The organism is Scytonema sp. UIC 10036 (assembly GCF_009725235.1).
Window position 1 is genome coordinate 18,960 of sequence record NZ_WJFC01000092.1, and the last position, 22,648, is coordinate 41,607.

Here is a 22,648-nt window from a genome sequence, read left to right on the forward strand (position 1 = left end):
ATAGGGGCTTAAACTGGTGCAATTTCTCTACAGAATACCATATAACTATCTAAATTGTAAGCTAGAAGCTTTTCTACCTGTACTTGTGCGAGCGCTTGTTTATCTTCCTTTTCCAAAACAATTCTGGCTTGGATACGAGGTAACAAAACTTGCCATTGTATCTCCGATAAATCTCCCAACAAAGAAATTTCTAATCCCTCGCTAACGTCTAAATCTTGCATTAGAAGATTCATAGTCACACCGGATAACAATAGTTCGGCTTCCTCATAAGAAATTTGGCTGATGTCTACTAGTAGAGTGATATTTTCACTATTGGAATGAGTTGCGATCGCCCCAATCACTTGTTCCAACTCCTCACAAAGTAATTCTTCCGGCTGTGACCAATCTGGAAAAATCATGAGGTTAATATCTTTTAACTTGAGATGCTCTGTAAGAGCCAGTACCTGATGCTTGCGGAATAATTCTCGGAAAAGTTCTTTTATTTGAGCTGAGAAAGAGCGACTGTCCAAAAATATAGGGTTAGCCTGCATTCTTTGCAGGAGGCGATCGCTTTTTTGTTGGCGTAACTTACAATCGGTACCGAGATCGACAGCCAACTGAATATATGTTGCTTCGTTATTAGCAATTAAATCAGGTAGCTCTAGTTCTCGCAGCAGCGATGCTCCCTTCTGAGAACGAGAGGGTTCTGCTTCCATGACCACCGTTGGTAAACTCACTTCCAATGGGTCGATAAGCGATGTCATCCCAGAATAAGGATAGGAATCTAAGTAGATGTTAGCAAGTTTCAACAGTTCTTTAATGTCAGCACGGTTCGGTAAAGGGTCAAGAATAATTAACTTATCTTCACTTAGACCATATTCAGCAAAAGTAGCGACTATACGTTTTCGGAAAGCAAGATAGGGGTAGGAGGATGCCCAGTTTGGATTGAACGGATAAAGTAAGAGTACGGAATTAGGTACGTTGGCAATTATTTTTGCCCAAGTCACTTCTACCTCTGGAATTATTTTGAAATAATTAGCTCCAGAGATATAAACGACAGTCGTCTTATCAATCCCCAGACTTTCTCGGCTTATAGGAGTTGTGGGAAGAATTTGTTCCTCAGTTGCAAAATCGAAACATTGAGGAGGACTGTTTAATGTAATGAGCTTTTCAGAGTAATGTTGTTGAGCATTCTCTTCTGGCTCAGACAATTTACTAGAAATGTAGTAATCAACATGACGCATACCAGTTGATACAGGGGAATTGGCATCAACCATCTGTACTGGTGCTAACCGATGTAAGGCAAGTAAGGTAATTTGATGGTTAACTGCAGTTACATTAGTAGAAATAAACAGGATATCTAGTTCTGCTTCCCGAATGATTTGCACTTGGTCAACCAAATCGCTTGGTAGTTTTACAAAAGCATCTGCATGACTAACGCAGTAACTTTCCAAACGGTGATTGCTAACATTAAATGTGAAGAGAATTATCTCAAATAAATCTCTATTCAAATGTTTATATACAGGTAGGGCAGCAAAAGTTTCTGTTTGTGGTCCAAAATGAGACGCAAGAACTCCCAAGCGAATTTTATTGAATTCTAAGGAGCGTTCTGGAAATTCATATTCAAGCTCACTACCTATCTTCGTCAAGAAGAATTCCATGATATCCGCACGTTTCGTGTAGATATCTTTCAAGTTTGCTTGATTAAAATACAAAGGAATAAAGTTTGCAGCCCTTGTAAAATGACCTGCTACCTCCAGCCAAAGTTCTGAATCAGGATTGCTCAAAATATTACTATGCAAGTCATTAAGCAACTGTTGCATATATTGGTAATAACTATCTACCTCTCCTCTCTTTTCAAAATAAAGGGGAGGATGTAGTGTAAATTTAAGGTAGTCTTTGAGCAACCAGCTAGGTATACGAGTTAGGTCGCAGGCTAAGGGTAATTGATGAGGTCGGTAGTAGAGCATTGCAACTAGTAGATACTGAATGGCTTGCGATTCACCAAATCCGTTAGTTGTATGTGCCATTGTTTCAGCCACAAAGCCTTGTTCAGTTTCAGTTAGTGGTTCATACTGAATACCACTATTGACTAGTATTTGATATGCCTTACCTGTGTCGCCTAAATATATACTTGGTAATCGATCTGCATTAAGCCCAAGCAATAGATCGGCAATGTCCTTTCGAGCTTGGAGAAGGTTAGCTAGTGTAGTTTTATTACTTGGATCGGTTTGATAATCGGTAACCCAAGTGAAAATTTGAGTTGATAGTAATTCCGAACTTTCAGACTCGTGTAAGACAAGCATTGGCATCTTTGTCTTATAAATGCCAGTTCCGTTAAGAAGGGTAAATAGACTTTCAGCAGCTTGGCTAGCTATAGGTATTTGCTTAATAGTATTTAGAATACTAACTAATGCCTGAGACCGCATTAGAGCAAAGGACAATAAAGTTTGTGGGTATTGAAGAGAAGGAAGAATTTCCAGAGCTTGATGGTAACTTGAGACTGGGACATATTGGGTAAAAATTTGTTGTTGAATCTCATTGTCTGAAGAAGCCAGCCACGCTCCAAACAAAACTCCTAAAGTTTCTTCGTTTCCATCAGCCAATAATATATCCAAAGCTGATGAAATAAATGACTCATCATATTGAAATTGATTATTAACTACAAGAACATAGTCTTCTTTACTCAACTTTAGAATAGTAATGATTGAATCTATAACATCTTGGTAGTTTTCCCAATCTAAATGACTACAGCAATGCAAAACGATATTTTTATACCTAGATCGTTCTAACCAATTCTGCAAGAGTTCGTTATTATACTCTTCTCCTTTATAATGTAAGTATATGACACTAACTTTTGGCTCTGAGGAGAAATTATTTTGTACCAATGCTTGCTCTCTAACTTTCTGACTAAACTCTTTGACTTCCAAGAGTTCTTGTTGTAAAAAATTTTCCTCTTCTAAGAGAGAGCGACTTGTGTCATCGCTATCTGATAAATCGTAAAGAAATGAACCGTTGAGAATTCGATTACAAATTCTATCTAGTGATGGGTCGTTACCTGGTTGAAGTTCGTCTAGACTCTGGAACCTTAAATCATAAAAATGTGAATCTTTAACACCAAAGGCACGAAACTTAGTAGAAAATTTAAAGAAAAAAGCATGAGTAAATCTATACAAATTTCTCATATCTTCTACAGTAGATCGAGCAGATTCAGCTAACAGTTCATCAACTAGCATTTTCAAATTTTCTGTAGAAAGGTTATCAGTTTCTATGACATACCTTAAAGCTTGGTGATATGGAGAGATTTTAAAACTTGCGGTTGGAACACCTCTTGCAGCGGACTCAATGGAAATAGTACTAAAAAACGCGATCGCCGCCTCCGTATTCCACAACAAAGCATAGGAAGTTAATTGCTCAGATGGCATCACAATCCGCACATTTTTTGGTGCCAAGAGTGCTTGATGATAAGCTCTTGTCAAGAGATCGGTATCAGGTGGAGTAAATTTATCGCCTGCAATAAGTGGATGATGACGAACCACTAAATATTCATCCCTATCCGCAAAGATGTTTATTAAACGATCGATGATATCAAGCTGTTCTGTAATTCCTGCATAATCTTCAAACGCCCTAAGTTCATCTTCACTTGATGTAAAAACTGTAAAGATTTTTGCATTTGCAGGTATTCGCAGTTTTTGTCGAACTTCTGCATAATTGGTCTTGAAGTCATAAAATGATGGCCAGCTTAGATTAAGTCCAGCTTCCCGATTAGTAAAATACTTCTTGACTTGTAGTAATTCAGACTCTTTAAGAGGAATATTTTTCCAAGCACGGACACAGTCTAGAGGAGGTTTAGTACTCAAAACACTACAATTGTCAAAAAAGCTGAAGCTATCAGCAATATAACCTCGTTCATGAACAATCGTATCTATTTGTCGTTGGCGTGCTACTTCAAAAGCTATTCTATATGGTGCAAGTCGTGCATTAAATAAAAATAAGTTTGTTGGTTGGTGGGTATCCAGTAATCTTGAGACAGCTTGATACGTTATCAAACCATCCATGAGATATTGCCTGTGAATCTTACGGACATTAGGCATAGATAACCGATGGGGGGAGATCCTAAAGTAAGTGTAAATTGATGAAGTAACCCATTTCCCAATTGGCAATTCCTGATAGGTGGCGTTGGCATAATCATCTGAATCGACAGTTTCTATCCACAGGTTAGCGATCGCATAGTCATCAGGTAAGATAAAATCACGCAGTTGCAAATAGGGCAAACCAAATGAATCAAAAAAACGCTGACCTAATTGCGAACAAGATTGACAACTATTGAGGGCTTGTTGACTGCTCATTCCTCGAGTAATGTAACAGTCTCGATAAACTCCATCACAAATAACGCTTAGTACGTCACAGTCCCGCATTTCTAGTGCCTTCGCCATAACAGCATCAACTTGGCTGTGGAGAAGCCATGCTGAGTAGGGAGAGAAGAATAATATTTTTTTACTTTCAGACATTGCTGTAAACATATGTAATTTTTGGTATGGCTAACGGTATAAGATTTTGTACTTTTTCAAGCTGCGCTAACTAACTAACTCCCACTTTAAAGGTGTTCCCATTTTGACATCCTGTTTAATTTGTTTTCCTAACAGAATTTCATAATATTTCGGGGGTAAACCTAACCCTGGGCGCATCGATTTCAGATTCTTTGGCATCAAGAAATCTCCTGCTTTCATGTCTTGGGCAATGTAGAGCGATCGCCTATAAACCAAAGACTCCTTCTCAGCTTCTGTAGGCTGATACTTTATGGTACCCATCCCTTGCCAAGCTCTTTGAGTCTCGATCGCCAGCTGTTGCATTTCATGTGGTTCCATTGAAAAAGCTGAATCCACACCACCATCAGCCCGTCGTAGGGTGAAGTGCTTTTCGATAACTGTAGCCCCTAGTGCAACACTAGCAACGGCAACGCCAATTCCCATAGTGTGGTCAGACAGTCCCACTTGAACATTAAACAGGTCACGCATATGAGGAATTGTCAGCAGGTTTGTATCTTCTGGTGTCGCAGGATAAGTGCTGGTGCATTTAAGTAGTATCAAATCCTGACATCCCGCCTCGCGTGCTGCCCGTACAGTTTCATCTAACTCTGCCACTGTCGCCATACCAGTAGAGATCATCATTGGTTTACCTGTACTAGCCACTTTGCGAATCAAGGGTAAATCAGTATTTTCAAAAGAGGCAATTTTATAACAAGGTACATCTAGAGATTCGAGAAAATGTACAGCCGTAGCATCAAAAGGAGTGCTAAAGCCAATAATTCCTAGTTCCTTGCAACGGTCAAAAATGGGTTTGTGCCATTCCCAGGGCGTATAAGCTTGTTGGTATAGCTGATACAGGGAGTTACCATGCCATAGACTTTTATGGTCATCAATATAAAACTCACCCTCGTCGATGTCCAAAGTCATTGTATCCGCAGTGTAGGTCTGGAGTTTAAGAGCGTGTACGCCTGCTTTAGCAGCAGCATCTACAATTTCTAAAGCTCTTTCTAAAGATTGATTGTGATTGCCAGACATCTCAGCAATCACGAAGGGAGGATGCTCAACACCAATTTTTCGGTCTCTAATTTTAATTTCTTTCATAGAACTTTTTACAGTCTTAAATAATTAATAAAAGCATGGATTTTAGGATTAAAAATATTGGGAACCCGTTCATAATCTAAAAAAAGTGCTGCATCAGCAATATTCCAAGAAATATGACCAATTAACAATAATATCAACAAAGTACTTGGAATTGTAATACGCAGATAGGGTTCAGATAAAGAAGCATTCCAAGCCACTTCTTCTACAGTCTCCACATTCAATGGAATATGAAAACGACGATTTCTATCTGGAACATCAAAATAATAGTAGAAATTGGGAAAGTACTGCTCCTTAAGTTGTTCCCTCCATAGTCTTGAACGAGCAGATTCTACTAAACGTTTTATAGGTACGCTCAGGTTCATCGAAAAAGTTTCATAGTCATAGACTTGATGTTTTACAACATTTGCTATGTATTGATTTCTATCTTCTTCAGAGTGAGGCTGGTAAGGAATATTAGGTATTTTTTGTTGGATTTCAAAATCAAATACTTGTCCAGACTTTAATAAAAGTGCTTTCTCTTCACAACCTACCTTTTTCAAGGCATCAAGAACCACCGATCCATCTGGTGGATGCGGCAAATATTTATTTAAGTCAGACCTTGAGCCAGCAATAACGTATTGATCGGCAAATGGCATTGCGTAGCTTGGCTGTAGTGTTTTTACTGTATTGACAAATTCTTGTAAGTTGTGTTCAAAAATTCGTTGTTTTTCTCTCATTTTTTCTGTATCTGAGAGATTTGTGTAACAAGCAGGATAGCCAGATCCTCCAGCATAAGGTAATAATGCCAAATCAACGTTACCGTGCTTTTCCTGAATGTACTTTAATCCTCCATTGTAGGGGGAACAATCATTAGCGTTGTAGATAATAAAGTTATCCCAATTGAGAATTAGAGCAGAATCAATTAGGTAGTTTAGCTCATGAGCGGGATCTGCTTCTAGCATATCAACCCATAAGCCGGGAGCAATTTGAGTAGGTGTACGAGGCTTAATTAGATGAATTTTTTTAAATTGAAATCCGTGTAGCTCTAAAAATTTAGCAACATAATTTGGCGACCTATCCATTAAAATGACTTCAGCATCTCTGTTCAAATGCTGAATAGTTCCTGCAGCGCAATGGTCTTCATGTATATGTGATATATAAAGGTAATCAATCCTACCTATATCTTTCAGACTAACTTGCAATGGTGGATAGTGATACCAAGCACCATGAAAAATACCATCGTTAAGCCAAGGGTCAAACAATATTCTTTTCCCCTTGTGTTCCAATATGGCGGTTGCACCGCCGATATTCATCAGTTTCATTGTTTAATTCCTCACGGCATAAGCAATAACTTGACGACCTAAATTTAGTTCAGCTAATGAGCAATAGAGTTTATGTAAAACTTGCATATGTCCAGTTTTCTGTAAATTCAGTTCAAATGCCATACGGCGCTCATGACACTGGCGACCTAATGGACCATCCTTAACGTAATTATCACCAAATAGTAAAAACATTTCTATTGGAAATGAAGATTTAGTGAGCTTGACTTCGTATCCTAAATTAGCGAGAAGATTGCATAGAGTGTCTTTGCTAAAATAATTTAAATGTCCGGGTGGAGCCACCCACCAATCCTCTAACTTATGTACGTCTCTACCCGCTAATTGGAAAGCATTAAATTCATTGGGAACATCAATAATGAGTAAGCCCTTTGGCTTTAATAGTCTCTCTTTAATTTCACGCAACGTAGCTACTGGATCGGCAAGATGTTCCAAAACATTTAACAAAGTAACAACATCAAATTCATGCCCTTCAAAGACATCCATTTTTTCCATACCGGCTTGGACAACATTTAGTCCGTGTTTATTGGCATAGCTTACAGCTTCTGGAGCTGGATCGAAGCCATAGCACACCATTCCTTTATTTTGGAAGTAGAAAAGAGCTTGACCCCAACCGCAACCAATATCTAGTATTTTCTTACCTGCTAAAGGTTCCCCTATTATCTCAGAAACACTAACACACATATCCTCTCTGCTAGCATCCAGCCACTCTTTATCTAACAGTTGTACTTCAAGAGCGGAATCATTAAATTTAGGATAAGCTGCATAGAATTCATTAGCGTAAAACTGAGTAATTTCTTCAGGTGTTGGAGTTGGCTTTATTTGTAAAAAACCAAATTCTGGATGAGGTTCTAGATGATACTTACTATTTGTCATTGTTAAATATCCTTGATGAATCTTACTCTTAATTTACTGTTCCGGTTGTCACATATTGTGATGTTTTTTTCCATCCTAAGTTAGCTAGTACATCAAGAATTGACAAATGGCTGATAAAGCTATTTTGCTTATGTTGTGCATAGTTACTAGGTAGAAATTCTTGAAAGGAAAGGTGTATTTGAGAATCTTTAAAATCTCCGTCTTTAGATAAGTACTCAGTTGCCCCTACTGGGCTAACGTACTCATTACAATTAAAGTATTCGCAAATTTTGACTAATCTTTCTGTACGTTGACCACAAATATTTAATTCACTAGAAACTACAAACTTAGGATATAAGTTTAAGCTATTGGCAAAAGCTCTAATAATTTTTATATTTAGCTCTGACAAAAATATAATTGAGGGTTCTAATATTATTTCCAAAACGTTCAGTAATTCATTGATATAAGGATGTTTAGCATAAGCTTGACTAATTAATTTAAAATGCTTTTGTCTCCAATTCCGTTTCTCATCTATTTGAATATTTTTGATGCTCTGACCGAGATATAATCGCTGAGACGGTACAGTTATCCAATGTACTTGACCATTCAGTAAAATCCTATTTCGATTTTGCCAAGAGCTTTTCTCATACTGTACGTCATCTAAAAAAACAAATATATCAGCTTGAGAAATTAGGTTAAAGTAACCAGCCCAAGGCATATATGTTGGTTGCATAATGGCACATTTCAATTGATTTCCTCCTGCGTTGCTAATCTGTAAGTAGTAAAAAACTAAAATTGCTATTTAAATTCACTCTTTAAAATACCCATTAATATAACATTTTCATATTTACCATTCACCCAATATTGCTGCCTCAGTAATCCTTCTTGAACAAATCCACAGACTTGATAACAACGAATGGCATTAAGATTTGACTCAAGAACTCTTAAACAAACTTTATGTAAGTTAAGACCTTTAAAGGCATAATTCAAAATTAATCGGACAGTTTCCTGACCAATACCTTGACCTCTAAGTTCTTTAGTTCCAATATATATCCCTAAGTCCGCCGTAGAACCGATCCAATCAATAAACATGAGTCTCACAATGCCAAGACACTGTTGTGATTCCAGTAAAAATATTCCAAAAAGAACTTGATGCTTATCAGATTGATTGTTTTTTAGCCAATCTTCCACTTCCTTTTTACTAACAGGTAAGGGATGTGACATGACTAAACTATCTAATTCAAAATCATTTTTCCATATGTATATTTTTTCTAAATCATCAATTTCTATATTTTTGAAGCCTATGCGATCGCCTGTAATGGAAGTTATCATATAAATTTCCTCTTTGTAATATTTGAGTTTATCTTAGGAGGTCAATGGAGATTCCATAAGCGCCGTAATAATGGGGTGTTCGGATTCAAGAAGCAAAGAGCTATTCATGAATTCTTTATTTAAAAGAGCCATTTTGCGAAGAAGATCGGGATTTTCAATTAATCTTTTGATTTCATCACATAAATCTCTAACATTAATATTTTTGCACCAACCTAAATTTCTGATGACACCTTTTGTAGCAATAGCAGTGAGAGGCTCTAGTTGATTGGTTGCGATCGCTAAAGTTATTGTTGGCAACTCCAGGAAACAGCGTTCCCATGTGTTAGTACCACCGGCTGCTAACGCCAAATCAGCCTTTGCCATTAAATCCGCCATTTGATTCACCTGGCAGTAAAAAGTTGTATTAGGTATGGCATTACACAACTGTCTAATCTCTTCCTGTTGCTGATGTGATGCTCCAACTACGACATCAACGGCAATATCAGGTCGGTTTAACAATTGAATGGCTTTCAGCGCTTTTGCTGTTTCATTCATCGGATCGCTACCACCAAAGAAAACTAGAATTCTCTTAACGTTTCCATCTCGCTGGCGTAGCGTCCGCCGTGCTTCTATAAACTCCTGACGCAGTAACAAGTATTGCAGTCCCAGAAACTTCTGACAGTAAGAGGGTACAAGATCGTTGTAACGAATCTCGAAATTCTCATACAGATTTTGATCTAAAAGCAAATCACAATCATGATGACGATCTGCCAAATCATCTATAACCATCAGCTTCTGAACATAAGGTCTTAGTTGCGACTCCCAGCGATAATCTAGGGAGTAATGGTCAACAATCAGCCAATTAATGTCCTGTTGCTTTTTATCCAAAATCGCTTTAGTTTGCTCCACATCAGTCTCCCAACTCCCTCCTAGCCATTGCTCATATGTTCTCCTCTGTTGATGCTCGTTAAGCAGGGCAGTTGTTGTTGGCAATAGGTGAACCTCAAAACCTTTTTTCTCAAGTAAATTACTTAAGTTTCCTGAAAAATTGCGGCATATAAAAGTAACATTGTTACCCCTTTGACATAAAGCATCTGCTAGAGTCAAACAACGCATCAGATGACCTGTACCAATCTCGATGGATGAGTCAACCCGGAAAACGAAATACATGATCCTATCACCGAACTTTAAATAAAGGTTCCAAAGGTTGGCATCGAAGATACTTCTCAAGCGTACAATTATCTATAGCATCCTGTAAAAGCGGAAATACTTTTTCATAGATAGCTAGCAAGTTGGTCACATCAGCATCGCTGTGAGCATAACTCATATTGTGGCTGCCAAGCGTCAAGATACCTTGTGCAAATACCTCTTGTAGAAAGAGTGTTTTAATCTGCCAACTGCTGTAAGGGGGGACATCCTTGATTAATAAAAATGACCATGTTGGATTCCCAGATACAGACAGAATGTGGCTGACTTTATGATAATCAATCAGCTTTTCCACTCCAGTCAGAACTTTCTGACCCTGGTTTTTTAATGTTGCAATGACTGGCTGTTGCTGTAACTTAGACAAGGTTGCTAGTGCTGCAGCCAGTGACAACGCTTCACCACCAAAAGTGAATGAAAAAAAGATTTCTTCCATCAAATGCATAATTTCTGCCCGACCAGTCACAGCAGAAATTGGATAACCATTTGCCAGCCCTTTGCCAAACGTGGCTAAATCTGGCACGACTCCAAAGTATTCCTGTGCTCCCCCGTTAGCGTAGCGAAATCCTGTTACCGTCTCATCAAAAATCAAGACTGCGTTGTTTTCATGAGCGAGATCCTTAACCTTTTGTAAAAAGTTGTTAGTGGGTTCAAAGACATTCATTGGTTCTAAAATAACGGTAGCTACCTGGTCAGGGTATTTCTGAAATATTTTGTGTAATGAGTCTATATCGTTGTAGAAAAACGTGTGAGTTAATTTCTGTACTGCTTGAGGTACGCCTAAATTTCGAGCTGTTGAACCAATGTACCAATCATGCCAACCATGATATCCACAGACAGCCACGCGATCGCGTCTTGTGTAAGCCCTTGCTAGACGAATTGCCCCAGATGTCGCATCTGAACCGTTTTTCCCAAAACGCACCATTTCGGCACATGGTACCATCTCAACAATTTTTTCTGCCACTTGAATTTCAATTGTATGGGGTAAGGAAAAAATGACTCCTTCTTGCAACTGGTCTCGAACAGCTGCTGTCACGTCTGGATCGTTATAGCCCAGCGTCACTGCTGCTAACGCGTTAATATAATCTATGTATTCGTTCCCATCCACGTCCCAAACATGGCTACCTTTTCCCCAAGCTATAAAGTAGGGGGAAACGCCAAAGGGGTACTGAGTTTTACTCTTACTAAACGTTTGAGTTCCTAGAGGAATGATGTTAAGGGCTTTTGCCAAGAATGCTTCCGAATTTTGATATCTTTCTGACACAATTAAACCTCATTAGCATTTTTAATAAACACTTCGTCTTTAAGTAATGATTGTTGGAACCCTTCATTGCGTTGATAGCACGTGTTCCAAGTCTGCAACTCAGCATTTACACGCAGAAAATCTAAAATATCTTTAGTTGTAAATTTTGGCTTTTTAGTGTATAGAGACTCATAGATTTTTGATACTAGCTGAAAATCGACCAGTTCATCAACTGTCCAGCGTAAATGTGATAGGTCAATATTATTCTGGTAGCTGCCAATTTTGAAACGTTTAGGCTGCTGATAAATAAATGGAGTAACATGTTCCCTTTGTGAAGGTAATTGTGCTTCTTCCCAGGCTTGTTCTAGGCAACTAAAACGAAAGATTTCTACATCTAACCCATCTGGGTAAGTAGGGGTCAGTGCATTACTTGCATAGTCAAAATTCCCAGTTAAATAAAAATTGATAACTTCATCAATTAAACTTGGATCGGTTAGTGGACAATCGCCCGTCAGTCTAACAATATGTTCTGGAGAGTATAATTTAGCTGCTTGATAAAAGCGATCGAGCACATCATGCAACTGACCTCGAAAGCACTCTACTCGTTGATTGTTGCATAGTTCCTCTATGGGATTATCTGTAGTCTCTTGGCTGGTTGCAACCAGTATCAAGCTAAGCAGTTTTGTATCTCTAATTCTTTCAATTTGAAGTGCCAACATTGGTATACCTAGAATAGGTTTGAGCACTTTTCCTGGTAGACGTGAGGACGATAAACGAGCTTGAAGAATTGCTAGAATCATGAAATTTCTGGATAAAAACTGTGTAAGGATTTTTGTAGACAAGTCCATCCAAATCTGGAAGAGTTCTCACCAGAATTTGTAGGAACTCCTGGTTCATCATAATGTGAAGTTACTTTTATTAGCTCTCGATACATTCCAAATGATTCAAATATTTTGGCGTAATCTTGCTTGTATGTATAAATAGGTTCTTCTGGATAGTGGTGGTTGTGACGACGTTGCTGAAAATCTGGTAAAAAATCTCCGATGATTAAAACTCCTTCATCTTTAGTGACTCTATCAATTTCAGCAATTGACCTAACAAGAGTATGGCGATCGACACAGTGCAATACACCAGCAACAATAACTAAATCGAATTCTGTTTTCAATGGTAGTTGAGATAACATACCCTGGTACAGGTTTAAATGTGGGTAATGCACTTTACCTGATTGAATAGCTTCTAAACTAGCATCAACACCAAAAAAGTATTTTCCAAAACCTTGTTGACTTAATTTATTAAGTCGCCAGCCATTAGAGCAGCCAATGTCAACAATATTATTAAGTTTATCTTTCTCATTTAATAACTTTAGTAAGTAGCAAACCCAGTCAAACTTATCATCACGATCAAAAGTCTCTAAAACTGCTTGATTTCTTTGAAACCAGTTGTTAGCTTCTTGCTGTAGAAAAAAAGTTTCTTGAAAAATCACTTTAAAGCCTCCAATATCCAGGGTTTAATATAAATTTATCTGTTAATGCGAATTGAGCAAATTCTTGGCTACTTATTGGACATGAATCTGTTGATGCTAAAAAAATTTCCTTTAATTGTTGATGATTGTTAATACCAACTAGGACAACATCTATATCAGTCAATTGTGTGACGAAATTAAGAGCTGCTTGAATTGGTGTTATCCCCTTGCTCAATATAAATTCATGGTAGATTTTTAGGTGTTCTCTAATGGAATTGAAAAAAGACGACACGTGTTCTGGATTCATTAACAGTAAGCCTTGAAGAAATATAGAACGAGCATGAATTTCAATGTTAAATTTCTTCAATTTATGTAAATAACCACTGAAGAGCAATCTCTGATCTAGTACATTAATAGGAACTTGAATTAAATCAATAGGGTAACTATCTAAAATTTTCTCAATTTGTTCTCCATTATATATAGAAACACCTATTTTTTTTACTAAATTTTGAGATTTTAATTCTTGCATCTTTTTTATTAATAAATCTCCATTTTCTGATAGTAAATCATCGGCATTATGTACTAACAATCCATATACAGATGCTTTATTTAGCTTTGAGATTGATTGTAAAAAAGTCTTTTCTAACATTTCTACATCATCTTTAGTAATAGAATTATCTGAGAATTTTGGTGTTTTTGTAATAATCTGAAAGATAGAATCATGTAGAATCTTCTTGCCCAGTATTTCTTCACTAGTTCCATAACCTGGTGCTGTATCTATAAAACTGACTCCATTGCGAATTGCTACTTCCAAGATTTTTTCTACTTCCTCAGCCGAAGTTTTACCTAGTAGATTGGATATACCATAGTTTAAACCGAATTGTGCAGTACCTAGACCAATTTTCATATCAATTATCTATAGAGAATTTCAGAATTTATCCAGTATAGAACTATTTTTCTAAGACTTTTTTAAGGAAAGTTACAATCTGACTTTGACTATCTACTGGTAATTCATAATAAATTGGGAGACTGATAGATTCTTGGTAGTAACTTTCAGCCTCAAAAAAGTCACCTAAGTTAAAACCAAGTTGTTGATAGTAAGGCTGGGTGTGAACCGGAATATAGTGTAGATTCACACCAATTCCAGCTTGGCGCAGTTCTTCAAACACCTGATGATGAGTTTTATTAATCTTATCTAGCTTGAGCCGAATCACGTATAAATGTCGGCTTGATTCGGTCTCAGGGTGTTGCCACGGCAATACAACCGGCAAACCTTGTAGCATCTGATTGTAACGCTCAGCCAAAAAACGGCGACGTTTGACAAACTCATCTAACCGTTGCAACTGACTAACGCCCAGGGCTGCTTGGATATCACTCATCCGATAGTTAAAGCCCAAATCCAACTGTTCGTAGTACCAAGAACCGTCAGGTTTCCCTTGCATCAAATCTACATTTCGGGTGATACCATGACTCCGCAGCCTGATTAATTTCTGATACAAGTCCTCCTGGTTTGTCAGCACCATACCGCCTTCACCAGTCGTAATAATTTTAACTGGGTGAAAGCTAAAAACTGTTACATCAGAGAATTGACAACAACCAATACTTTGTCCGTGATAGCTTCCCCCAATAGCGTGAGAAGCATCTTCGATGATTCTAAAACCATAGCGTTGCGCCAAAGCATGAATCTGCTCCATTTCACAAGATTGTCCTGCAAAATGCACGGGGACGATGACTTTAGGTAAGCACCCTTGCTTTTCAGCCCAAGCCAACTTCCGCTCTAACTCACTCACACTCAAATTATAGGTACGGGGATCGATATCTACAAAATCAACCTTGGCTCCACAGTATAATCCACAATTTGCTGAAGCCACAAAAGTATTAGGTGATGTCCATAAAATATCCCCCTGTCCCAAACCAACGGCAAGACAAGCAATATGTAATGCTGCTGTAGCACTAGATACCGCAACAGCATATTTTGCGCCACAATAGTTGGCGACAGCTTGCTCAAACCTTTCTATAGCTGGTCCTTGAGTAATCCAATCCGATCGCAAAACTTCAACCACAGCATCAATATCGTCTTGATTGATACTTTGCCGTCCGTAGGGAATATAGTGATTCATTGCTTCAACATATCTAGCAGTTGGAAACCTGTCAGCCATTCTATATTTGTGTCAGAACTATACTCAAACCCTTCAGGTGCTGGAATTCCTTTTTCCCCTAAAGCGTTACAGGTATAATCCACAGTATGGGTGTACTGAATGGTCGGTTTAATGATGTAGTGGTCATCAAACTCTATTGCTAGGTGAGAAGATTCAGCAGAAAACATGGCTTCATGCAGTTTTTCTCCCGGTCTAATACCAACTATCTTAATTGGCACTCCTGGTGCTAAGGCTTCAGCAAGGTCAGTCATTTTCATTGAAGGAAGCTTGGGTATATAAATTTCTCCGCCTTGCATCCGTTGCAAGCTTTTCAGTACTAAATCTACAGCTTGTTGAAGCGTAATCCAAAAGCGGGTCATGCGCGGGTCAGTAACAGGTATCTCTGGTGCTTTTTCCCGAATCAATTTTTGAAACAACGGTACTACTGACCCTCTAGAACCGACCACATTACCATAGCGTACTACCGAAAACCGAGTCTTTCGTTCTCCTACAATATTATTAGCAGCTACAAAAAGTTTATCGGCTGCTAGCTTGGTTGCTCCGTAAAGATTAATCGGATTGACTGCTTTATCTGTTGATAGGGCAATGACTTTTTCGACTTCTTGCTCAATTGCTACATCTATAACATTATTAGCGCCGTGAATATTTGTCTTTATACATTCCATTGGGTTGTATTCAGCAGCGGGAATTTGCTTGAGGGCAGCTGCATGGATAACAAAATCAACGTCCCGAAACGCCAAACGCAGGCGATCGCGATCGCGTACATCACCAATGAAGTAACGCATTACAGGCGAGTTGAACTCCTGTGCCATCTCATACTGTTTCAGTTCATCCCGCGAGTAAACGATAATTTTCCGAGGTTGGTACCGATTTAGCAAACTTTTGACTAATTGCTTGCCAAAGGAGCCTGTACCACCTGTTATCAAAATAGATTTATCATTAAACATTGTTAGGTTTATTATTTTAACAACTAAATTACTTGTACAAAAAGTTTCTTAGAGACGTTTCTATCAAATTACCTAATGAATGAGTATCAATTAGGCTTAGTCTGCTTACTACTTGGCTGCTTTTTCTGACCTACATTCGTCTTTAGCTGCTCTAGTAGAGCTTTATACTCTTGTCGTTCGGGTTGCAACTTCACCAGTTTTTCCAATGATGGAGTAGCACCTTGAAAATCCTTAAGCTGAAGGCGTATCCTAACCAAACCCTCTAATGCCACTACATTTTCAGGTTCCCGTTGTAAAACTAGCTCAAATCCCCGCGCCTGTTGTTTCAATGAAGCCTCCGGTGATTCTGCTTGCTGCTGTGTTTCATTGTGAGTCATCTTTTGTAGTGCAGGAACAACTGCTGCCATTCCAGACCCAGCGAAAGATATAATGGATATCCAAGTTACAATTCTTTTTCTTCGGTCAATCTGCTTTTGGCGGGCAATTAGGTATTCTTCCCCCGAACTAGCCATGCTTTGCGTATTTGCTGCGGTGGTTAATACTTAAGTACCGCAACCCTCCCGTTATGAGAGTACCCACTACCTCAGGCAAACTAACATCCAGTCAGAATTTTTCACGAAAAATGTGAAAGCTGTGTTTTTCTGTTAGGCATTGCCCACCACATGAAGCTTCCGGTGTGGAAGTTGTTCTGTACTATAACTATTGATAGACACAAGTGATACTGTTAATACTCAATTTCTTGAGTTCAGTTCTTGTTTTATAGGAATCCTATTTGATTTTTGAACAAGACTACGAGACAATACGGTGGGGTGTACAAGTGTAACAGAAGTTGAGCTAAGAAATTATGTTAAACAACATCCTGAAGATGAAGACGCTTTCCAGTACTACCTTAGTATTGTAAGAGTAAAACCGGGTTGGGTTAAGGTTTCCACACCAGAACAATCGCTAGCAGAATTTCAAAAGAGAATACAAGCTAATGAGCATAAAAATCAAGCGTGATGAACGTCAAGTGTTCTCTGTTAAAATCAATGATACAAATCGATAATGTAGAGACGCGCCATGGCTAGTCTCTACAGAATTTAAATGTAGCGCGATTAAAGTGAAACGGTATAACATCCTGTCGTAATTTTTCGCTAAAGATGTGGAAGTTTTTGTCTTCTATCTATTGATAGATGCAAATGATGCTATGGCAACTCAATTTTTTGAGTACAAATACCATACTAGGGGCGCAAGGCATTGCGCCCCCATAATCAATGCGTATGTACCATGCATTTTGTAAATTGGTGTTCCTCGTACATCAAAGATTAAATTTTTATAAAGTTTCGTTTTAGTCCTATCCAAGGTCAGATGTTTGCGATATCCTTCTAGATAATGTTTGATAAATGGGTATCACCCCACAGCTGAGTAGCAAAATTTCCAACTCCCTGCCAAAAGTCACAAAACAGTTCCTTAATGTATAGGTTTAAAAAAACTGCATAAATTATGGTGAAACAAGCAAATACTGTTTTGCAACCCGTAACACAGCCAATCATCTGTGCAAGTAGAGGAAAGCTGATTTCTTTATCTTGGTATCTTCTATGATGGAGTAGAGTTAAATTTAACCAAGTTTGTGGTAATTACCGTACAAAACCGAATTGAACTGCACTCGAGTAGAGTAAGCTATGATATAGTAAAAAGGTTAAGACTTGCTTTGCCAAAGTACAAAACTCTACGAGATGGAACAATTCCAAAGAGGAAAGCAGTTTTGATTAAGCATTTACCAAACCAAATCTGAAACTAATCGAGGTTATGAGTAGTAAGCAACAAGTTATTCACCCAATGGTGAAGTTGCAACGTAATGTGCATTCACTTGTGGAATCTAAAATTATTAAGCCCACAGACAGCATTTGGAAAATCGCTTTGCTCTTCGGCAACGACTGGCAGCATTGGAAACAAGAACTGCTGGACTATGGCTTTACCATGCAAGATCCAGTGAGCGAATTGCTGTCTGTAGAAGCTTGGGATGAAGAGTAGGAATGGATAGTTGTTAGTTGTTAGTAGATAGTGGTTAGTAGATAGTGGTTATTGGTTAGGATTGCACAACCAACAACCAACAACCAACAACTATCCACTAACAACTATCCACTAACCACTAACAACTAACCCTTATTGACACGCATACAACGCTGCAGCTAATTCTTTGGCAGTTTGAAAGCGATCGCGTGGTAAAGGTTCGGTAACGCGGTCAATAAATTCCCTTAATTTGGGAGTAATCGTGGGAATACTTGCCACATCAAACCGAAAAGTTCTCCCCTTTTGGCGGTAGAATTTAAAAGGGCTTTCACCAGTTAGCAGAAAAATCAGCGTCGGACCGATGGCGTATAAATCCGATTGAGTTACAGGCTGTCCTCGTTCTTGTTCGGGGGCGCAGTAACCTTCAGCGCCAATACGTGTTCCAGGTGCCGTGCCAATTTCCTTAACAGCTCCAAAATCCAGAACGACGACACGATTATTAGAATTGCGTACCATCAGGTTCGCAGGTTTAATATCGCGGTGGATAAGAGGCGGTTCTTGGCTGTGAATGTAGTCCAAAATATCACAGGTTTGAATCATCCAACCAATCGCTTGACTTGGTGTAACAGGTCCCTTTTTATAGATCAGTTTCTCCAAGTCCTGTCCGTGGACTAATTCCATGGCTAAATACTTCTTTCCACCTTCCACAAAAAAATCATAATATTTAGGAATGCCAGGATGGCTCAGGGATTTGAGAGTGTATGCCTCTCTTTCAAATAATTCTTGAGCTTTAGCAATTTTTGCCATATCCGCATTCATCTGCTTCAATACAAGCAGCTGCGCTCGCTCGGCAACTTTTCCTGTAGAATCCCAAGCCAAATAAGTCGTCCCCATCCCCCCTTGTCCTAGAATTCGCAATACCTGATATTGGCGAATGCTTTGGAGTACCTTGAGGGGCTGACCGCAGTGGATGCAAAATAAATTGTTAGGGGAATTGCCTTCATGAGTGCAACTGTGGGTTACAGCTTGAAAATTTTGTTGTACATCCCCACTAAGCTGGAATTTCAAAAGAGGACCCCCCTGTGCCAATTGCAACAAGGAATTATCAGGAACTTTCGCCTGAGTCACCAAAATACCATTCAAAAAAGTGCCATTTGTGCCTTTACTAGTCACCTGCCAAGAACCATCCCCAGATTTGCTACCAAAGGCAAGACTCATTTGTCTTAGTTCCAGATGGTGTCGTGAAACCAAGCTATCACTTAAAACAATATCATTTTCAGCCGAACGACCGATCCGGATAACAGTTTCGTCCTGAAAGTGCCACTGTTGTAGGGGTGTTTTTTGTTGCGGTTCTAATAAGGTCAGTGTGACCATAAGCAATATTTCATTCCATAATACCTAATCCGAAATCCACTACTGTTGCTCCACATTCGGTCGAACCTTTGCCCTGATAACAACAGCAGTGATATTATCATGTCCATTGTAATTGTTTGCCAGATCGATTAAAGCTTTGACACCGTGTTCTAAATTAGCACTAGAACTAAGCAAAGGTTGTAAGTGAGTTTGCCAGTGCAATGTGAGTAAATTATTATCAGACAAACCATCGGAAGCCAGAATAAACAAGGTATCCTCATTTATTTCTAAAAACTTCACATCAGGAATAATATAGTTATCATCTCTCGGACCAAGAGCTTGAGTGAGTTGATAAGCATCAGGGCGAGCATACGCCAACCTAGGCTCAACTCCTCTAGCAATTTCCCGCTGACCCACTTCATGGTCTACCGTGATTTGTTCCAATCCTCCTTTGCGAGTTACGCGATAAAGACGGCTATCTCCCACATGAGATACAGCCACTTGAGTATCATAAACAAGCACCATCACTAGGGTCGTACCCATGCGCCCAACACCAGAACGGAAGTCTTTTTGATTGACATCGTAAATTGCCTTATTTGCTTGCCGCACTGCTTGACGGATATCGCTTTCTGTAGGCATTTGGTTAGAAGCCCAGTGAGTTTGAAAGTATTGTCGCAAGGTGCTGACAGCCAAAGCACTCGCCACCTCACCGCCTGCGTGTCCGCCCATGCCATCACACAGAACATACAAACCTCGTGCTTGCAAAGTACGGTTATTTGGCAATTCCAACTTATAAATCTCTGTTTCAATGCCAAAATAATCTTCGTTATGGTCGCGTTGACGCCCGACATCAGTCAACCCCGCATAATCCAAGCTCATTAATTGCATGGGCAGAACAACTGTTGGCATATCATCCACTTTTGAGTCAGTGTCTTCCTCCTCTTCCAATTGCAAGATAGTCCGTGAATCGGTATTTTCTGGCAATTCAGGGCTAGTTGAAGAAGAATTTGCAGAAGAAAGACCTTGCAATTCAGAAGATATGGCTTTTAATCGCGATTGTAACTGTTCTAGAGACTCAACTTTACCCAGTTCCAAGTCTCCTAATAAATGCAAGATAGAACCAAACTGAGTGCGTTGAGATTCTCTAAACAAAGCTTGCCACATCCGCCCCAGAGTTTGCACTGAGAACGGTTGCGCTTTCACACCGTCTGTTGAAGCTGTTTCATCTTGCGATCGCACTTTTCCAATCTCTTCATGGACTGGCTCTACATACAATTGCTCTAAGGCAAGAGATTGGTCTTCATCCAATCGTAAATTAGACAATTCTAAAAGACTTTGACGGCAGTTAAATTTTTCCAGCACTGCCCATAATTGAGTCATTTGGTAAAAAAAGTTTACAATTTGCAACGAACTTATTGTTTCATCATGCCAGACTTCAAGTAAAGACTGCCAATGCGATCGATCCTCGACAAGTACCACTTGTATACCATCTTGCTGCCAAGTATCGTGAATCACGGGTATCCCCAAATGACACAAAGATTGTAAGGCAATATAAGGTCTAGCAAGGCTGGGAATTTTACCAGTCCCAAAGGACGGGGTTTGCACTCCCTGTTCGTCATTCAGCAGTAACACCTCCAGAAGAGTTCTTTGGTAAGGCTGGCAATCTAAAACTCTCATCCCAACTTCTGTATTGGAGGGAATCTCTTCCAAAACAAGGGATGGATCTAGAATTTGATATCGCTGCTGTCCGTCTAAATAAGATCGGGCGGGGAGAGGAGAGGGGGAGACATCTTCCATTTCTGTTTGTCTCCATGTCTCCTTGTCCTCTTGTCCTGCTGTCCCCAGTTCCCAATCCCCCGTTTTTTCTTTTGTAACAATCGCCCACAAAATTTTTCCGCATTCAGCACCGCAGTTATTGCAGTATTGTGCATCCAAAGCAACTTCAGCACTACATTTCGGACAGACTCGATGAGCGAGCGACTCGCCACAATTTTGGCAAAATTTGTTTGTGTTGGGGTTTTCAAAGTTACACTGAGGGCATATCAGCATTGTGGAAGTTCCTTCATTCCCGTTCCAAGGTGCTTCAGACCACTACATTCCAAAGTGCCACAATTGTCAGCTCCTGCCTACAGTAGTCTTACAAAATATTGTGGTTCATAGAGTGAATTTTTGTAGCAGTTCTTATTTTTACAAATATTAACTATGAATTTTTTATATCGGCAAGCTTTTTACTGCTCAAAACCACCTAGCAATTCAGCTAGAGATCTACGCAGATGCGATCGCTTACACCCAGATTGTAACATAGCAAGAAACGCGGTATTTGGGATATACCGCGTTTGGTAAGTCTCAGTATTTTCTTACAGAGCCAATAAGATTGCTATATATTTTACTCAAGATATTGGTGAGTGGCGCGATCTTAACTTGTAAGATTCGCCTCGTTCCCAGGCTCAGCCTGGGAATGCCTTAGGGAAGGCTCCGCCTCCCAATTTATGAGACAGATCTAAACAAAATTTTTAATTCCTCTGAAGTCAAATCTCGCCACTGACCGGGTTGCAACCCATGTATACTTAAGTGATTGATACTCACCCTCACCAACCGCAAAGTTGGAAAGCCAACAGATGCCGTCATTCGTCGTACTTGGCGGTTTTTGCCCTCCGTCAAAGTCATTTCTAACCAAGCAGTTGGCACGTTCTTACGAAATCTAATAGGCGGATTCCGTTCTGGTAGATCGGGTTCTACAGATAACAAGAGGACTTTAGCAGGGCGAGTCCGGTAGTCTTGAATCACCACACCTTTCTCAAGCTGAGTCAACGCCGGAGCATCGGGAATTCGTTCCACTTGTACCCAGTAAGTCCGTTCGTGTCCAAACCGAGGATCGCTCAGGCGGTGTTGTAATTGCCCGTGGCTGGTTAAAAACAATAATCCCTCGCTATCCCAATCCAAACGCCCCACAGGATATACGTCGGGAATGTCTATATAGTCCTTTAGAGTACTGCGATCGGGCGTGTCTTGGGTAAATTGGCAGAGGACTCCGTATGGCTTGTTAAATATGATATATCGGTGGGAAGTGGGCATGGGGCACTGGGCATGGGGTATTGGGCATAGGGCAAGAATTAGCCCGAAACACCAGCTTCTGTTTTACTTAATGTTATAAATTTATAAGCAGTTCGCGGAAAGTTAGCACAACGTTATCTCCCT

At 39.4% G+C, this 22,648-nt stretch carries 19 protein-coding genes; 2 read left to right on the forward strand and 17 right to left on the reverse strand.

Annotation, left to right across the window (positions count from 1 at the left end; all coding sequences use genetic code 11):
* Positions 1–8 precede the first annotated feature (8 nt).
* From F7734_RS33650 to F7734_RS33715, 14 genes are all read right to left on the reverse strand, one after another.
* Entirely contained in the window at positions 9–4,490 is a 4,482-nt protein-coding gene (locus F7734_RS33650) for a hypothetical protein (protein WP_166482310.1), read from the reverse strand.
* Between the two features lie 66 nt (positions 4,491–4,556).
* Positions 4,557–5,609, reverse strand: a complete 1,053-nt coding sequence (gene pseI / locus F7734_RS33655) for a pseudaminic acid synthase (protein ID WP_155748881.1) — start codon at positions 5,607–5,609, stop codon at positions 4,557–4,559.
* Between the two features lie 8 nt (positions 5,610–5,617).
* Positions 5,618–6,910 (reverse strand): MBL fold metallo-hydrolase, encoded by a 1,293-nt coding sequence (locus F7734_RS33660; protein WP_155748882.1) that lies wholly within the window; start codon positions 6,908–6,910, stop codon positions 5,618–5,620.
* 3 nt (positions 6,911–6,913) lie between these two features.
* Complete coding sequence (locus tag F7734_RS33665) at positions 6,914–7,801, reverse strand: class I SAM-dependent methyltransferase (protein WP_155748883.1); 888 nt, start codon at positions 7,799–7,801, stop codon at positions 6,914–6,916.
* Between the two features lie 28 nt (positions 7,802–7,829).
* Positions 7,830–8,528, reverse strand: a complete 699-nt coding sequence (locus F7734_RS33670) for a WbqC family protein (protein ID WP_155748884.1) — start codon at positions 8,526–8,528, stop codon at positions 7,830–7,832.
* 50 nt (positions 8,529–8,578) lie between these two features.
* Entirely contained in the window at positions 8,579–9,112 is a 534-nt protein-coding gene (locus tag F7734_RS33675; RefSeq protein WP_155748885.1) for a GNAT family protein, read from the reverse strand.
* A gap of 33 nt (positions 9,113–9,145) precedes the next feature.
* Entirely contained in the window at positions 9,146–10,261 is a 1,116-nt protein-coding gene (pseG, locus tag F7734_RS33680; protein ID WP_155748886.1) for a UDP-2,4-diacetamido-2,4,6-trideoxy-beta-L-altropyranose hydrolase, read from the reverse strand.
* 7 nt (positions 10,262–10,268) lie between these two features.
* Complete coding sequence (locus tag F7734_RS33685) at positions 10,269–11,558, reverse strand: aminotransferase class III-fold pyridoxal phosphate-dependent enzyme (RefSeq protein ID WP_166482311.1); 1,290 nt, start codon at positions 11,556–11,558, stop codon at positions 10,269–10,271.
* A gap of 2 nt (positions 11,559–11,560) precedes the next feature.
* Positions 11,561–12,337 (reverse strand): glycosyltransferase family protein, encoded by a 777-nt coding sequence (locus F7734_RS33690; RefSeq protein WP_155748887.1) that lies wholly within the window; start codon positions 12,335–12,337, stop codon positions 11,561–11,563.
* The gene (locus tag F7734_RS33695) at positions 12,334–13,020 is read right to left on the reverse strand and encodes a class I SAM-dependent methyltransferase (protein ID WP_166482312.1); all 687 of its coding nucleotides are present in this window, start codon (positions 13,018–13,020) and stop codon (positions 12,334–12,336) included. The genes F7734_RS33690 and F7734_RS33695 overlap by 4 nt, the downstream gene beginning before the upstream one ends.
* A gap of 1 nt (position 13,021) precedes the next feature.
* Positions 13,022–13,906: an aldo/keto reductase gene (locus F7734_RS33700; protein WP_155748889.1), complete on the reverse strand. Its 885-nt coding sequence runs from the start codon at positions 13,904–13,906 to the stop codon at positions 13,022–13,024.
* A gap of 43 nt (positions 13,907–13,949) precedes the next feature.
* A complete protein-coding gene (gene pseC, locus F7734_RS33705; RefSeq protein ID WP_243147230.1) occupies positions 13,950–15,158 on the reverse strand; it encodes a UDP-4-amino-4,6-dideoxy-N-acetyl-beta-L-altrosamine transaminase in 1,209 nt (402 codons plus the stop codon).
* Positions 15,116–16,105: a UDP-N-acetylglucosamine 4,6-dehydratase (inverting) gene (gene pseB / locus F7734_RS33710; RefSeq protein WP_155748890.1), complete on the reverse strand. Its 990-nt coding sequence runs from the start codon at positions 16,103–16,105 to the stop codon at positions 15,116–15,118. Before pseB ends, pseC begins: the two co-directional genes overlap by 43 nt.
* A gap of 86 nt (positions 16,106–16,191) precedes the next feature.
* On the reverse strand, positions 16,192–16,617 hold the full coding sequence (locus F7734_RS33715; RefSeq protein ID WP_155748891.1) for a tetratricopeptide repeat protein: 426 nt from the start codon (positions 16,615–16,617) through the stop codon (positions 16,192–16,194).
* Positions 16,618–16,909: 292 nt separating this feature from the next.
* On the opposite strand from F7734_RS33715, the gene F7734_RS33720 reads away from it, so the two are divergent.
* Both F7734_RS33720 and F7734_RS33725 read left to right on the forward strand, forming a co-directional pair.
* Entirely contained in the window at positions 16,910–17,104 is a 195-nt protein-coding gene (locus F7734_RS33720; protein WP_166482313.1) for a hypothetical protein, read from the forward strand.
* Positions 17,105–17,893: 789 nt separating this feature from the next.
* Positions 17,894–18,118, forward strand: a complete 225-nt coding sequence (locus F7734_RS33725; RefSeq protein ID WP_155748892.1) for a DUF4327 family protein — start codon at positions 17,894–17,896, stop codon at positions 18,116–18,118.
* 132 nt (positions 18,119–18,250) lie between these two features.
* Here F7734_RS33725 and F7734_RS33730 read toward each other — a convergent pair whose 3' ends face one another.
* From F7734_RS33730 to F7734_RS33740, 3 genes are all read right to left on the reverse strand, one after another.
* Positions 18,251–19,471 carry an FHA domain-containing serine/threonine-protein kinase gene (locus tag F7734_RS33730; RefSeq protein ID WP_155748893.1) on the reverse strand — a complete coding sequence of 407 codons (1,221 nt, stop codon included), beginning with the start codon at positions 19,469–19,471 and terminating at the stop codon, positions 18,251–18,253.
* 39 nt (positions 19,472–19,510) lie between these two features.
* Positions 19,511–21,499 (reverse strand): serine/threonine phosphatase, encoded by a 1,989-nt coding sequence (locus F7734_RS33735; protein WP_155748894.1) that lies wholly within the window; start codon positions 21,497–21,499, stop codon positions 19,511–19,513.
* A gap of 438 nt (positions 21,500–21,937) precedes the next feature.
* The gene (locus tag F7734_RS33740) at positions 21,938–22,525 is read right to left on the reverse strand and encodes an rRNA large subunit pseudouridine synthase E (protein WP_155748895.1); all 588 of its coding nucleotides are present in this window, start codon (positions 22,523–22,525) and stop codon (positions 21,938–21,940) included.
* Positions 22,526–22,648 lie beyond the last annotated feature (123 nt).

Excerpts from the sequence above, each read along its gene's own strand:
- pseI (WP_155748881.1), bottom strand. The coding sequence starts at position 5,609 with ATGAAAGAAATTAAAATTAGAGACCGAAAAATTGGTGTTGAGCATCCT.
- F7734_RS33735 (WP_155748894.1), bottom strand. The coding sequence starts at position 21,499 with ATGCTGATATGCCCTCAGTGTAACTTTGAAAACCCCAACACAAACAAA.
- F7734_RS33660 (WP_155748882.1), bottom strand. The coding sequence starts at position 6,910 with ATGAAACTGATGAATATCGGCGGTGCAACCGCCATATTGGAACACAAG.
- F7734_RS33665 (WP_155748883.1), bottom strand. The coding sequence starts at position 7,801 with ATGACAAATAGTAAGTATCATCTAGAACCTCATCCAGAATTTGGTTTT.
- F7734_RS33730 (WP_155748893.1), bottom strand. The coding sequence starts at position 19,471 with ATGGTCACACTGACCTTATTAGAACCGCAACAAAAAACACCCCTACAA.
- pseG (WP_155748886.1), bottom strand. The coding sequence starts at position 10,261 with ATGTATTTCGTTTTCCGGGTTGACTCATCCATCGAGATTGGTACAGGT.
- F7734_RS33740 (WP_155748895.1), bottom strand. The coding sequence starts at position 22,525 with ATGCCCACTTCCCACCGATATATCATATTTAACAAGCCATACGGAGTC.
- pseC (WP_243147230.1), bottom strand. The coding sequence starts at position 15,158 with ATGGCTGACAGGTTTCCAACTGCTAGATATGTTGAAGCAATGAATCAC.
- F7734_RS33650 (WP_166482310.1), bottom strand. The coding sequence starts at position 4,490 with ATGTCTGAAAGTAAAAAAATATTATTCTTCTCTCCCTACTCAGCATGG.
- F7734_RS33725 (WP_155748892.1), top strand. The coding sequence starts at position 17,894 with ATGAGTAGTAAGCAACAAGTTATTCACCCAATGGTGAAGTTGCAACGT.
- F7734_RS33675 (WP_155748885.1), bottom strand. The coding sequence starts at position 9,112 with ATGATAACTTCCATTACAGGCGATCGCATAGGCTTCAAAAATATAGAA.
- F7734_RS33715 (WP_155748891.1), bottom strand. The coding sequence starts at position 16,617 with ATGGCTAGTTCGGGGGAAGAATACCTAATTGCCCGCCAAAAGCAGATT.
- pseB (WP_155748890.1), bottom strand. The coding sequence starts at position 16,105 with ATGTTTAATGATAAATCTATTTTGATAACAGGTGGTACAGGCTCCTTT.
- F7734_RS33690 (WP_155748887.1), bottom strand. The coding sequence starts at position 12,337 with ATGATTCTAGCAATTCTTCAAGCTCGTTTATCGTCCTCACGTCTACCA.
- F7734_RS33700 (WP_155748889.1), bottom strand. The coding sequence starts at position 13,906 with ATGAAAATTGGTCTAGGTACTGCACAATTCGGTTTAAACTATGGTATA.